Annotated in this window: 10 protein-coding genes; 6 read left to right on the top strand and 4 right to left on the bottom strand. The window is 74.0% G+C overall.

The annotated features are described in order from the left end of the window. Positions 1-12: 12 nt before the first annotated feature. On the bottom strand, positions 13-1413 hold the full coding sequence (locus tag ACOJVX_RS04440) for a glycosyltransferase family 4 protein (protein ID WP_030104040.1): 1401 nt from the start codon (positions 1411-1413) through the stop codon (positions 13-15). 85 nt (positions 1414-1498) lie between these two features. Beyond that, on the bottom strand, positions 1499-3079 hold the full coding sequence (locus ACOJVX_RS04445; RefSeq protein ID WP_051313425.1) for a 1,4-alpha-glucan branching protein domain-containing protein: 1581 nt from the start codon (positions 3077-3079) through the stop codon (positions 1499-1501). A gap of 278 nt (positions 3080-3357) precedes the next feature. On the opposite strand from ACOJVX_RS04445, the gene ACOJVX_RS04450 reads away from it, so the two are divergent. Next, positions 3358-4140: an electron transfer flavoprotein subunit beta/FixA family protein gene (locus tag ACOJVX_RS04450; protein ID WP_026417172.1), complete on the top strand. Its 783-nt coding sequence runs from the start codon at positions 3358-3360 to the stop codon at positions 4138-4140. 24 nt (positions 4141-4164) lie between these two features. After that, a complete protein-coding gene (locus ACOJVX_RS04455) occupies positions 4165-5124 on the top strand; it encodes an electron transfer flavoprotein subunit alpha/FixB family protein (protein WP_026417171.1) in 960 nt (319 codons plus the stop codon). Between the two features lie 342 nt (positions 5125-5466). Here ACOJVX_RS04455 and ACOJVX_RS04460 read toward each other — a convergent pair whose 3' ends face one another. Continuing rightward, positions 5467-6648, bottom strand: coding sequence for a helix-turn-helix domain-containing protein (locus tag ACOJVX_RS04460; protein WP_026417170.1), 1182 nt, complete (start codon positions 6646-6648; stop codon positions 5467-5469). Positions 6649-7263: 615 nt separating this feature from the next. Here ACOJVX_RS04460 and ACOJVX_RS04465 point away from each other — a divergent pair. Then, on the top strand, positions 7264-8499 hold the full coding sequence (locus tag ACOJVX_RS04465; RefSeq protein WP_030104036.1) for a cysteine desulfurase family protein: 1236 nt from the start codon (positions 7264-7266) through the stop codon (positions 8497-8499). A 3-nt stretch (positions 8500-8502) separates the two neighbouring features. Continuing rightward, complete coding sequence (gene mnmA, locus ACOJVX_RS04470; protein ID WP_422647276.1) at positions 8503-9600, top strand: tRNA 2-thiouridine(34) synthase MnmA; 1098 nt, start codon at positions 8503-8505, stop codon at positions 9598-9600. A 72-nt stretch (positions 9601-9672) separates the two neighbouring features. Here the strand turns inward: mnmA and ACOJVX_RS04475 are convergent, their stop codons facing one another. Then, complete coding sequence (locus ACOJVX_RS04475; RefSeq protein WP_422647569.1) at positions 9673-10560, bottom strand: serine/threonine dehydratase; 888 nt, start codon at positions 10558-10560, stop codon at positions 9673-9675. A gap of 154 nt (positions 10561-10714) precedes the next feature. Between ACOJVX_RS04475 and ACOJVX_RS04480 the strand changes: the two genes are divergently transcribed. Further along, positions 10715-11788: a methionine synthase gene (locus ACOJVX_RS04480; RefSeq protein ID WP_422647277.1), complete on the top strand. Its 1074-nt coding sequence runs from the start codon at positions 10715-10717 to the stop codon at positions 11786-11788. A gap of 105 nt (positions 11789-11893) precedes the next feature. Next, the gene (locus tag ACOJVX_RS04485) at positions 11894-12601 is read left to right on the top strand and encodes a hypothetical protein (protein ID WP_035291263.1); all 708 of its coding nucleotides are present in this window, start codon (positions 11894-11896) and stop codon (positions 12599-12601) included. Positions 12602-12745: the final 144 nt, after the last annotated feature.

The following is a 12745-nucleotide window of genomic DNA, read 5'->3' on the forward strand; positions in this document are numbered from 1 at the left end:
GTCCCGGGCCGGTCAGGCCCCGGCGCCGAACACGTTGCCCGAGGGGATCTTCGGACGTCCCAGCACGGTGGCGGGGCGCCGGCTGGCGCCCTCGTACTCGCGGGCGGTGTCCGCCGCGATGCGGTCCCAGTCGAAGTCGGTGGCCAGGCGGGCGAACGCGGCGTCCGCTCGCTGGCGCGCGGCGGCCGGGTCGTCGAGGACCTGGCGGACCGCCTCGGCCAGCCGGGGGATGTCCCCGGGTGGGAAGGAGACGCCGGTGCTCCCGTCCCGGACCACCTCGGCGAGGCCGCCGGCGGTGGAGGTGACCAGCGGCACGCGGGCGGCCGCCGCTTCGAGGGCGACGATCCCGAAGGGCTCGTACCGGCTGGGGAAGACGGCGGCGTCGGCGGTGGACAGCACGGCCGCCAGCTGTTCGTCGGGGAGGTGCCCGACGAACCGGACGGCCTCGGCCACCTCGTGCCGCTGGGAGTCGGCCACGAGCTCGGTCGCGTGCCGGCCGCTGCCCGCCACGACGAGCGTGGTGCCCGGGTGGTGGCGGCGGATCTCGGGCAGCGCGGCGATGAGGTCCTGCACGCCCTTCTCCCACTCCAGCCGTCCGAAGAAGACCAGGGTGGCCGGTCGCGCCCGCCCGGCGGCCGTCCGGACCGGGGAACCGGCGCCGTCGGGCGCGGGGAGGGCGGTTCGGGTGCCGGGGGCGACTCGGGTGGCGGAGGGCCGCTGGCCGCCGGCGTCGTCACGCGACGCGCCAGCACCGCCGGTCGCGGGGACCGGAGGCGGGGCAGCCGCGAGGGCCGCCGTTCCCGGCCGCCCGGTCCAGCGGTGCGAGTCGATGCCGTTGTGCAGGACCACGACCCGCTCGGCGTCCACGTCGAACAGGTGGGTGACCTCGCGGCGCATCGCGGCCGAGCAGGTGATCAGCAGGTCCGCCCTGTTCGCCAGCCACCACTCGACCGAGTGCACCTGCTGGTTCAGGCTGTGCGAGAGCCAGCCGCTGTGCCGGCCGGCCTCGGTGGCGTGCAGGGTCGCCACCAGCGGGACGTCGGCGGCGTCGGCCAGTGCGGTGGCGGCGTGCGCCACGAGCCAGTCGTGGGCGTGCACGACCCTCGGCCGCCAGTCCCGGAGCAGGCGCATGCCCTCCCGGACCATCGAGTGGCCCATCGCCAGGGTCCAGGCGACCAGGTCCCGTTCGAAGGTCAGGTGGGGTGGGTCCTCCGCGACGCGCAGCACCCGCACCCCCTCCCGCCGCTCCTCGACGGTGGGGTGGGTGGTCGCGTCGCTGCCCGCCGGATGCCGGGCGAGCACCACCACCTCGTGTCCCTGCCGGGCCAGGCGGGTGGCCAGCGCGTGCACGTGCCGCCCCAGACCGCCGACCACGACCGGGGGGTACTCCCACGACAGCATCAAGACCCGCACCCGCTGATCCTCCCACCGGCGTCCGGTCCGTCGCGGACCGCGTGGAGGGTCGTCTGGTCGGCCGACGCCCGGTCGGGGTGGTGGATCAGCCCGTCAGGCCCACCACCGACGGCGGGAACGACCTCACGGAACGGTCGGCGGCGCCCAGGTCGCGGGCGTCGAGGTGGCCGAAGGGGCCGTCGTGTCCCCGCAGCCGCTCGGCGAGGCGCGTCGCCTCGGCCCGGTCGCCGCGCTCGACGAGGTCGGCCAGCCGGTGGAAGTGCCCGGCGTGTTCGTGGGCCCGGTGGAGGGCGTAGTCGGCTGCGGAGTCGCCGGTGACCATGAAGGCCCAGTCGCTGGAGACCGCCAGCAGCGCCTCCCTGTCCAGTTGGTCCAGCACCGGGTCGCGGTAGGGGGTGCGGTGCCGGTCGCTGAGGTCGACCAGCCGCCGTTCGACCTCCCGGTTGGCGGCGGCCAGGTCGGCGACGCGGTCGCCGTTCCACACCCGCCAGTCCCGGCCGACGCCCCAGGAGCAGGGCGGCGGCTGGATGGCCGGCCCCGGTTCGTCCTCGGCCACCACCTCGCCCAGCGTGCGCACCCGCACCCCCGCCTCCGGCAGCGCCCGCAGCACCCCCTCCAACCACTGGGGGCCCTCGTGCCACCAGTGCCCGAACAGTTCGGTGTCGAACGCCGCCACCAGGGTCGCGGGCCGACCCGTGGCCTCGGCCTGGCGGAGCAGCCGGTCCCGCACCGAGGTCACGAAGTCGTCGACGTGCTCGCCGACCCGGTGGAGGGCGCGCGCCGGGTCGTAGGGGAGCTTGTCCTCCGGGGCGACGTCCCGCCCGGTGACCCTGGCCGGTTTCAGACCGGACGGGTGGTCGAAGGTGTGGAAGTCCCGGTAGTCGGCGTGCCCGGGGTATCCGTCGTCCGACCACACCCGCAGCGACAGCTCGGTGTCCCTGGCGAAGGCGACGACCTCGGAGTCCCCGAGCAGCCGCACCGGGATGTCGTCCCCCGCGAGGTCCGGCAGCGCGGCGCCCTCTACCACGAGGTGGGTGACGCCCTCGGCGGCGTAGTCGTGCTCCATGCCCGGCGCGTAACCGCACTCGGGCGCCCAGATCCCGCCCGGCGTCCCGCCCAGCCGATGCCGGCCGTCGGCCAACCCCACCCGCAGCGCGTGACGTCGCAGCCGGCGACCCAGCAACGGTTGGAAGGGGTGGGTGGCCGGTCCGCCCAGCACCTCCAGCGCCCCGGCCGAGCGCAACCCGGCCAGGACCGGGCTGGCGCCGTGCCGCCACCGCGACTCGAAGCGGTCCAGCGCCCACGCCGAGCGCCGGTACTCGGCGGCGGCCACCTCCCGCAGCGCCGGGTCGTGGCCGCGCCAGCGGCCGGCGGCGTACTGGGCGCGGAGTTGCCAGTTCCCCAGCCAGGAGTGGAACTCGCGGAGGCAGTGCGGGTCGTCGAGCTGCGCGGCGAGCACGGGGGTGACCCCGAGCGAGAGCAGGCCGCGCCGCCCCTCCTCGGCGAGGCGCGTGACGACGTCGAGCACGGGGAGGTAGCTGGCGGCCCAGGCCTGGTGCAGCCACTCCTCGCCCACGGGCCAACGCCCGTGGTGGGCCAGCCACGGGAGGTGGCTGTGCAGGACCAGGCAGACACTGCCGATCGGCTGCCGCGCGGTCGTACTCATCGGGTCACCGTACCGGCAGAAGATCACCGGCCCGGCCCGGTCGACCGGCGGGGTGGTGACGGCACCGGCACCCGGAACGAGGCAGTGAGCACCGTCACGTCTGGTGGCGTGCCGCTCGTCACCGCGAGAAGCTACCGGTGAGTAACATGAGTGGTGTTGATGTCCACCAGGTGACGGACAGTGCCACTGTGCCAGGGGGGTGCCGACCTGGCAGGGTCATGCCCAACTGATCCGCCGTGCGCGAACACCCCGTGACCCGCAGGAGGTCGATGGAGACCATGAACATCGTCGTGTTGATCAAGCAGGTGCCCGACACCTGGTCCGAGCGGAAGCTGACGGACACCGACCACACCCTCGACCGCGACGCGGCGGACGCCGTCATCGACGAGATCAACGAGCGTGCCGTCGAGGAGGCGCTGCTGCTCAAGGAGGCCCACGGCGGCAAGGTCACCGTCGTCTCCATGGGCCCCGACCGGGCGACAGATGCCATCCGCAAGGCGCTGTCGATGGGCGCCGACGAGGCCGTCCACATCAGTGACGCCGCCCTCCACGGCTCGGACACCATCCAGACGGCCAAGGTGCTCGCCTCGGCGATCCGGACGATCGAGGGCGTGGACCTCGTCGTCGCGGGCAACGAGGCCACCGACGGCCGGGCCGGCGCCATCCCCGCCATGCTCGCCGAACTCCTCGGGCTGCCGCAGCTCACCCACGCCCGCCGGGTCGAGGTCGAGGGCACCGAGGTCCGGGTGGAGCGGGAGACCGAGGACGGCATCACCCACCTCGCCGCCGAACTGCCCGCCGTGGTCAGCGTTGGCGAGAAGATCAACGAACCGCGCTACCCCTCGTTCAAGGGGATCATGGCGGCCAAGAAGAAGCCGGTGACCACCCTCGGTCTTGGCGACCTCGGCATCGACCCCTCCGAGGTCGGGCTGGCCGCCGCGTTCACCTCGGTGGTCGAGTCGGCACCCAAGCCCCCGCGCGGCGCCGGAGAGCGCGTCGAGGACCAGGGCGACGGTGGCGTGCGCATCGTCGAGTACCTGGCAGCGCAGAAGCTCGTCTGACCCAACGAGGAGAGGAAGGCAGTCATGTCCGAAGTCCTGGTCCTCGTGGACCACGTCGACGGTGCCGTGAGGAAGTCCACCCTGGAACTGCTCACCGCCGCCCGCCGGCTCGGTGAGCCCTCGGCCGTGGTGGTCGGCGCCCCCGGCACCTCGGCGAAGATCAGGGAGAGCCTGGCCGGCCACGGCGCCGCCAAGGTGTACGTCGTCGAGTCGGACACCGCCACCGACCTGCTCGTCACGCCGCAGGTCGACGCGCTCGCCCTGCTGGCCGAGCGGACCTCCCCGGCGGCGGTGCTCGTCAGCGCCACCGCCGAGGGCAAGGAGATCGCCGGCCGGGTCGCGCTGCGCACCGGATCGGGGTGGTTGGTCGACGTCGACGACATCGCGGCCGACGGCGTCGCCACCCAGTCGGTGTTCGGCGGCGCCTACGTGGTGAAGTCGAAGGTGACCACCGGCACGCCGGTCATCACCGTGCGACCCGGCGCGATCGACGCCGAGGCGGCCGAGGGGGCGGCGACCGAGGAAGCGGTCGAGGTGCCCGTGGCGGAGGCCTCCAAGCCGGTCCGGGTGACCGGACGCGAACCCGTGGTCGCCGGTGACCGCCCCGAACTCTCCGAGGCGTCGGTCGTCGTCTCGGGTGGGCGCGGTGTGGGCAGCGCCGACAGCTTCTCGGTGGTCGAGGAACTCGCCGACGCCCTCGGCGGCGCCGTCGGAGCCTCCCGGGCGGCGGTCGACTCGGGCTACTACCCCGGCCAGTTCCAGGTCGGCCAGACCGGGAAGACCGTGTCGCCCCAGCTGTACGTGGCGCTCGGCATCTCCGGGGCCATCCAGCACCGGGCCGGCATGCAGACCTCCAAGACGATCGTGGCCGTGAACAAGGACCCGGAGGCGCCGATCTTCGAGATCGCCGACTTCGGCGTGGTCGGCGACCTGTTCACCGTGGCGCCGCAGCTGTCGCAGGAGGTCGCCAAGCGGCGCGGCTGACGCCCGCCGCTCGGTGACGAGCACCCCGGTGGCCCCGGTCGGCGTCCCGCCGCCCGGGGCCACGTCGTGCGCACGCGGTCGGTGCTTCCCGCTCCCGCCCCGCTCGCCGGGGAACGGGCGCTCACGACGTGAGCCCACCCCGAGCCGGGCGAACGCCCCTCGGCTCGTCCTGCCACGGATGTCATCGAGTCCGTACTGACCGGGGACGGGTGGGCGCCTTTCGCGGCTCCGGTGTCGGTGTCGGCTGATCCGGGCGGGCGCGTAGGAGGAGGTGAGCCCAGCGGACGATTAACCTTGTAATAGGCCTAAGGGCGTCGTGGTCGCATAGCGCGCATAGTGCCGTCAGCTCTGGGTCATCAGTCTGTAGGCGGCCTGAAGTTCCCGAGCCTGCGGCATCCGGCGAGCCTCGGCCGCGCGCACGACTTCGGCAGCCCGCCAGAAGTTGGAGGGCACGACGCTGCCCGTACGCATCGCGGTCAGCGCGGAGTCGGCCGCCGAGTCGACCTCTCCAGTCTTCACCTGCACCAAAGCCAGATCCAGGTAGGCACTGGCGAGTCTCCTGGGCCATCGGCCTGACTCACCAGCTTTCGGTGTCAACTGGTCGATCACATGCTCAGCGTGTCCCGCTGCTGCCGGATCTCCCAGCCACGACAGGGTGGTCGCGGTGTAGGCGCGGCGTTTCGTTCCGTCGTACCGGTAATGGTGTTCCCGTTCGTCCGCGTCGAGCGTCGGCAGATCAGCAGCTAGGGAGTTCACGGAGTCGACGGCGTGGTAGGTACTCTCGGAATCACCGAGGCGCGCGAGCACGCGGCCCTGCTGGGCGGTGGCCTGGACATGAATCGACGAACCGACCGGAGCGAGGTACCGCGCGGCCTTCGTGAGGTCGTAGGCGCGACGTAGTTGGCCGGCAGTGAGCTGACGCCAGGCCTCGGTCTCCGCCGCCCATGCCCGGATCTCGTCATGACCAGCGTGTCTCGCCAGTGACGCTGCCGCACGGAGTCTGGCCGTGGCCGCGTCGTGTTGGTTCAGGTCGATGTGGATCGTCGCGGCCAGCAGGGAGTACCAGGCCCCGGCAACGACCAGCCGCCGGTGTGCGGACAGCGAGAGTTTGGGGCCGTCCAGCAGTTCGGACACGTACCCGAGGTGACTGGTGACCTGAGGTAGCAGCAGCGACGGAGCGGCGGACGAATAGGCGATGGCCATCTGGTCGAACCCCTCCTCCAACTGCTGGAGAGTGCTGTCGCCAACATCGGAGGCTTCGACGCGGCGGGCGAGTTCGATCGCGGCGAGCGCATCACCAGCGCCACCGTCGACCTGGTTGAGGGCCATTGCGGGTGCGGCGGTGCGTAGTGCGTCTCCCAGGACTTCGGCGAGTGCTTCCACGACATCAGGACTTGGCTGCGAGCGCCCGGATTCGTAACGACTGAGAGCGGATTGCCCGACGTGCACACGGCGTGCTAGTTCGGTCTGTGTCCAGCCTCGTTCTTGGCGCAGGCGCCGCAACATCCGTCCGAAGTCGGGCATGATTCCCTCTTCTCCCCGGAATCGTCCCCGCCGGTGCCTCCACCTGGTCGCGTGTAGCGGTCACGTTGGGCGGGGATTCGCGAACAGGCTACCCACGGGGGAGCGGAGCGAAAGAAGCTCGTCCAGGTTCCATCGCGCGGTTCATGAAGCAGGCCGGACTTCGACTCTTGCCGTTCCTGATGGCTCGGGCGGGCGTTCCGCTCGTGCTCCGTTCGTGCTCCGCCCTGGTTCACGCCCGCCGGTGCCAGTCCGCGCAGCCGGTCAGTTCGGCCGACTGCGGTAACGGGCCGGCGGGCGAGCGGAGGCCGGGTCGGGTGAGGTCACACGCTCGGCCGGCCACGGGTTGTCCCCCTCCTCGGGGGTGCGGGTTGCCTCGCCGCATCCGGCGACATCGAGGAGCGGTGTCTGCCGACCGAGAGGGTGAGGTGCCCGACAGACTCGGAAGATGAATCATCACGCCCGAGCAACGTTGTTTCCCCCAACCCAGTCGGCGGCCCCAGTCCGGTTCCGCGTCGGGCGGGGGCCGTCCCACCCTCGGTGGGTGACCCGCCTCGCCCCCGTCGGCCGTCGCGTGCCTGCCGAGCGGCCCGCGACCCCCGTTAGGCTGGGTCAACGATGGCCTACCTCGACCACGCCGCGACGACCCCGATGCGACCGGGCGCGGTGTCCACCATGAGCGCGGCGCTGCTGACCCTGGGCAACGCCTCGTCGCTGCACGCCTCCGGTCGTCGGGCCCGCCGCACCGTGGAGGAGTCCCGGGAGGCGATCGCGGACGCCCTCGGCGCCCGCCCCTCCGAGGTGATCTTCACCGGCGGTGGGACGGAGAGCGACAACCTCGCGGTCAAGGGGATCTTCCACGCGCGCCGCGCGGCGGACCCCCGCCGGCGCCGCATCCTGGCCTCCGCCGTCGAACACCACGCCGTGCTCGACGCCGTGCAGTGGTTGGCCGACCACGAGGGCGCCGACGTCACCTGGCTGCCCGTCGACCCGACCGGGCGGGTGCACGCCGAGGTCCTGGCCGAGGCCATCGCCGAGGACCCGGACGCGGTGGCCCTGGCCACCGTCATGTGGGCCAACAACGAGATCGGCACGGTCAACCCCGTCCCCGACCTCGCCAGGACCGCCGCCGCGCACGGGATCCCGCTGCACACCGACGCCGTGCAGGCGGTCGGAGCCGTCCCGGTCGACTTCACGGCCAGCGGGGCGAACGCCCTCACCCTGACCGGGCACAAGGTCGGGGGCCCCGCCGGCGTGGGCGTGCTCCTCCTCGACCGGCAGACCTCGTGTACCCCGCTGTTGCACGGAGGAGGGCAGGAACGGGACGTCCGCTCCGGGACCCTCGACGTCCCGGCGATCAGCGCCCTGGCCGTGGCGGTCCGGGAGGCGGTCGGCGAACAGCGGGAACAGGCCGCCCGGCTCGCGGCCCTGCGGGACGACCTGGTCGCCGCCGTGCGCGTCGCCGTCCCCGACGCGGTGCTCAACGGGGACGGCGACGGCCCCGCCACCGGGCCCCACCCGGGGCGGCTGCCGGGGCTGGCACACTTCACCTTCCCGGGCTGCGAGGGCGACAGCCTCCTGATGCTCCTCGACGCGAAGGGCATCGAGTGCTCCACGGGCTCGGCCTGCACGGCCGGCGTCGCCCAGGCCAGCCACGTGCTGCTCGCCGTGGGCGCCGACCCGGCCACCGCGCGGGGCTCCCTGCGCTTCTCGCTGGGGCACACCTCCACGGCCGAGGACATCGCCGCGGTGCGGGAGGCGATCGGGCCCGTGGTGGCCCGGGCGCGCAGCGCGGGCCTGGCCGGGGCGCGGCGGCGCGGCGGACGGACACTGCGAACTTCGGCGGAGGTGTGAACCTTGCGAGTCCTGGCGGCGATGAGTGGGGGAGTGGACTCGGCGGTGGCCGCGGCGAGGGCGGTCGCGGCCGGCCACGACGTGGTCGGCGTGCACCTGGCGCTCTCCGCCAAACCCGGCACCCTCCGCACCGGGGCCAGGGGGTGCTGCACCATCGAGGACTCCCGCGACGCGCGCCGCGCGGCTGACCTCCTCGGCATCCCCTTCTACGTCTGGGACTTCGCCGAGCGGTTCCGCGAGGACGTCATCGACGACTTCGTCGCCGAGTACGAGGCTGGGCGGACCCCGAACCCGTGCATGCGGTGCAACGAACGCATCAAGTTCGAGGCCCTGCTGGAGAAGGCCCTGGCCCTCGGTTTCGACGCGGTCTGCACCGGCCACTACGCCAGGATCGCGCCCACCGCCGACGGGGCGGGCGTCGAGCTGCGCCGGGCGGTGGACCCGGACAAGGACCAGTCGTACGTCCTGGCCTCCCTCCGCCCCGACCAGCTGCGGCACGCGCTGTTCCCGGTCGGGGACACGCGGAAGCCGGACATCCGCGCCGAGGCCGAACGGCAGGACCTCGCCGTGGCCAGGAAACCGGACAGCCACGACATCTGCTTCATCCCCGACGGCGACACCCGGGCGTTCCTCGACGCCCGGGTCGGCAACCGCTCGGGTGACCTCGTGGACGACGAGACGGGGGAGGTGCTGGGCCAGCACGGCGGGGTGCACGGCTTCACCGTCGGGCAGCGCAAGGGCCTGGGGCTCGGCCGCCCCTCGGCCGACGGGCGGCCGCGTTACGTGCTCTCGCTCGAACCCGTGTCCGGCACCGTCCGGGTCGGCGCCTCCGAACGGCTGGCCGTGACGGAGATCGTCGCCGACGACGCGGTGTGGCCGACGGGGCGGCCGCTGGACGGGCTGGTCGAGTGCGTCGTGCAGATCCGGGCGCACGGCGGCGTCGCCCCGGCGGTGGCCGAACGGGACGGGGACCGCGTGCGGATCAGGCTGCGGGACAGCGTCCGAGGGGTGGCTCCCGGGCAGGTCGCCGTCCTGTACCGGCCGGACGCGGACGCCGGTGACCTGGTGCTGGGCGCGGGCCGCATCAGCGCCACTTCCTGAGGTCACCCCGCCGGGCGCTGGGACGGGACCCCTCGGAGCCGGCCCACCGCCCACGGCGCGGCGCGCGGACCGTCAGACCGGGGCCCAGTCGGTGTTGGCGCCGCAGACCACCACGCACGGCAGCCGGCCGGGGACGTCCCCGTCGAGCCAGGCCGCGAAGGGAACGGCCGCCGCCGGCTCGGCGGCGATGCGGAACTCCTCCCAGAGCCGGTCCCGCGCCGCCAACAGCCGCGCGTCCTCCACGAGCGCCGACCGCAGGTTCTCGGCCGACCCGAGCACCGCGAAGGGGTGGTCCCCGACGCGGGTCGCCCCCAGCGCTGACGAGGCGACGGAGTTCACCGGGGCGTCCACCGGCTCGCCGGCCTCCAACGCGTGGCCCAGCGACGCGCAGCCGACCGGCTCCGCCGCCACCACCGTCCGCTCCGGCCCGACGGCGAGCACCGTCCCCGCCGCGAGCCCACCACCTCCGGCGGCCACCGCCACCGTGTCCACCTCGGGGAGGTCCGCCACGACCTCGGCGGCGACCGTCCCCTGGCCCACGACCACCTCCGGGTCGTCGTAGGCCGGCACGTACCGCACGCCCTCGCCGCTGGCGGCCAGCACGGCCGCCGCAGCGGCCTCCGCGTACCGGTCCCCGTGCCGGACCAGGGTCGCCCCGGTCGCCTCGATCCGCCGCGCCTTCCCGTCGGGGACGGTCGTGGGCACGTACACCTCGGCCGGCACCCCGAGCAGCCGGGCCGCCGTCGCCACGCCCAGGCCGTGGTTGCCGCCCGAGGCCGTGACCACCCGGCGCGGCCGGTCGCCCGCGAGCAGCGCGTTCAGCGCGCCTCTCAGCTTGAACGAGCCGGTCAGCTGCTGGTGCTCCAACTTCAACACCAGGGGACGCCCGTCGACCTCCACCCGGAGCAACGGGGTGCGGCGCAGGTACGGGCGCATGCGGCTAGCCGCGGCCCACACCATCTCCCTGGTGGGGACCGGCCCGGACCGGGCGGGACGGGACGCGGACGCGCGATGACCGGCGGACTGGCTGGTGCTCATCGGCACACTCTGCCAGGCGCGCCGCCGGGAAACGGCAACCGGGGGCGGGGGCCGCCCTTCCGGTGGTTCCCGCCGGATGGTAGGTAGTGCGATCGTGAACTCGGCAGCTCGCACCGCCCCCTGGCCCGCCGGCACGGCCACCGCCGTCGGGTCGATGCCCGGCACCGACCCCGTGGAGGCCGCGAGAACGGTCCTGGGGGAACTGCCCGACCTCCCCCACCTCCCGGAACTGCCGGCCAGGGGACTCGGCGCCGACCTGATCGGCCGCGCGGCCGGGCTCCTCGTCAGCATGCCCTTCGAATCGGTGCCCTCCGGCTACCGCCTCACCGGACGCCCCGGGGCGGACCACCGGCGCGCCGTCGACCTCCACCACCGGGACCTCGACGGGCTGGACCAGGCGCTCCAGGAGGCCGGGCACCGCCCGTCCCTGCTGAAGGTCCAGGTGGCGGGCCCGTGGACGCTCGCAGCCGGGCTGGAACTCCCCCGGGGCCACCGGGTCCTCACCGACCAGGGGGCACTGCGGGACCTCACCGAGTCGTTGTTGGAGGGACTGCGGGAGCACCTCGGCGAGCTGCGGTCCCGCACCGGCGCGGACCTGGTCGTGCAGTTCGACGAGCCCACGCTGCCGGCGGTCCTGCGGGGGAGCCTGCCCACCCCCTCCGGGTACGGGACCGTGTCCGCCGTCTCCGAGCCGGACGCCGTCCGACTCCTCCACGAGGTGGTCGAGACGACCCGGGAGGCGACCGGCGCGCCGGTGTTCGCCCACTGCTGCGCCCGGCGTCCTCCCGTGCGCCTGTTCGCCGAGGCCGGGGTGGACGTCGTGTCCTTCGACGCGGCCTCCCTCGACGGCGCGGACACCGCGTTCTGGGACGAGCTCGGCGAGACCTGGGACGGCGGGACGAGGCTGGCCCTCGGCCTGGTCCCGGGCACCCCGCCCACCGGTCCGCTCGACCTCCGGTCCGCCGCGGCACCGGCGTTGGCCTTGGCCGACCGCCTCGGCTTCGCCCGGCCACGGCTGGCTGACCTGCTGGTCCCCGCCACCGCGTGCGGGCTGGCCGGCGCGACGCGGGACTGGGCGCGGACGGCCCTCACCCTGGTGCGGGACCTCGGACGTGCCTTCGTCGAGCCGCCGGAGAGCTGGGGCGGGTGAGGCCCGCGACGGGACCAGGGCGCGGCGACCGGAACGGGTGACACGGCCGACGAGTTGGGCGGGCCGCACGACAGGGTGGTGCCATCGGCGCCGAGGTCGCGCACAATGGGCGCTGTGAAGAGGTTCCTCCGCCGGGTCTGGTCCTCCGAACCCGACCCAGGCGACCAACTGTCCGACGGTGATCCGTCCAGTACGGGCGCCGAACCCGAGGTGGCGGCCGCGGCCTTCTGGCGACGCTGGGAGGAACTGCTGCCGGTCCTGAGCTCCGCACTCGGTGACGGCGAACCCCACCGCGTGGAGCACGAACTCTGCTCCGCCGTCGAACTGCTGCACCCCGACCTGCACTTCTCGGTCGAGCGGGGCGTCCACGCCATCTACGCGCTGGTGATCAGCGGCCAGGGCGACCCCGCGTTGCGCACCTACACCGACGCCTGGATGGCCGCCGCGCCGCCGCAGAGCGCGATCTGGGAATACCACGACGCGGTTCCGCCGGTCCCCGACCCGACGGGTGTCACCGTCAACTTCGGCGCCCACCGCATCGAACTCGCCGACGTCCGGGTCGCTCCGCTGGTCGACGAGTCCGCGGGGCTGGTCGACGTCGCGGTGTTCCACCCCCTGATGGCCGAGCTCGCCGACGCCGCGAAGGCGGCCATGACCTTCCTCCCCCTGGACGCCACGCTCGGGGAGCGGCTGGCGGCCGACCGCCTCGGCCGGGTCGAGACCGCCGAGCGCGAGCCGCACGGAGCGATCGGGTTGCTCGAGTTCCGCGAGATGGTGCGTGAGCTGGACGAGAGCCAGCGCCGACCCACCTGATCCGCGTCACCCGCCCCGCCCCACGGCCGGCCGAACCCGGGTGGCCGGCCCGGGTGTGCCGGTGAGCTCGTCGAGAGCTCGGCCGGGCGTGCCGCCCCTCCCCGGGCCGGGACGGGCCCGACCCGAGGCCCGGCGGACCCCGCT

It is taken from the genome of Actinoalloteichus caeruleus (assembly GCF_049311605.1).
GTDB classification, from domain to species: Bacteria; Actinomycetota; Actinomycetes; order Mycobacteriales; family Pseudonocardiaceae; genus Actinoalloteichus_B; species Actinoalloteichus_B caeruleus.

Bases quoted from the DNA above. Each gene is read 5' to 3' on its own strand.
- ACOJVX_RS04465 (WP_030104036.1), top strand. From the start codon at position 7,264: ATGGCCTACCTCGACCACGCCGCGACGACCCCGATGCGACCGGGCGCG.
- ACOJVX_RS04485 (WP_035291263.1), top strand. From the start codon at position 11,894: ATGGGCGCTGTGAAGAGGTTCCTCCGCCGGGTCTGGTCCTCCGAACCC.
- ACOJVX_RS04475 (WP_422647569.1), bottom strand. From the start codon at position 10,560: ATGGTGTGGGCCGCGGCTAGCCGCATGCGCCCGTACCTGCGCCGCACC.
- ACOJVX_RS04445 (WP_051313425.1), bottom strand. From the start codon at position 3,079: ATGAGTACGACCGCGCGGCAGCCGATCGGCAGTGTCTGCCTGGTCCTG.
- ACOJVX_RS04455 (WP_026417171.1), top strand. From the start codon at position 4,165: ATGTCCGAAGTCCTGGTCCTCGTGGACCACGTCGACGGTGCCGTGAGG.
- ACOJVX_RS04480 (WP_422647277.1), top strand. From the start codon at position 10,715: ATGGTAGGTAGTGCGATCGTGAACTCGGCAGCTCGCACCGCCCCCTGG.
- ACOJVX_RS04460 (WP_026417170.1), bottom strand. From the start codon at position 6,648: ATGCCCGACTTCGGACGGATGTTGCGGCGCCTGCGCCAAGAACGAGGC.
- ACOJVX_RS04450 (WP_026417172.1), top strand. From the start codon at position 3,358: ATGAACATCGTCGTGTTGATCAAGCAGGTGCCCGACACCTGGTCCGAG.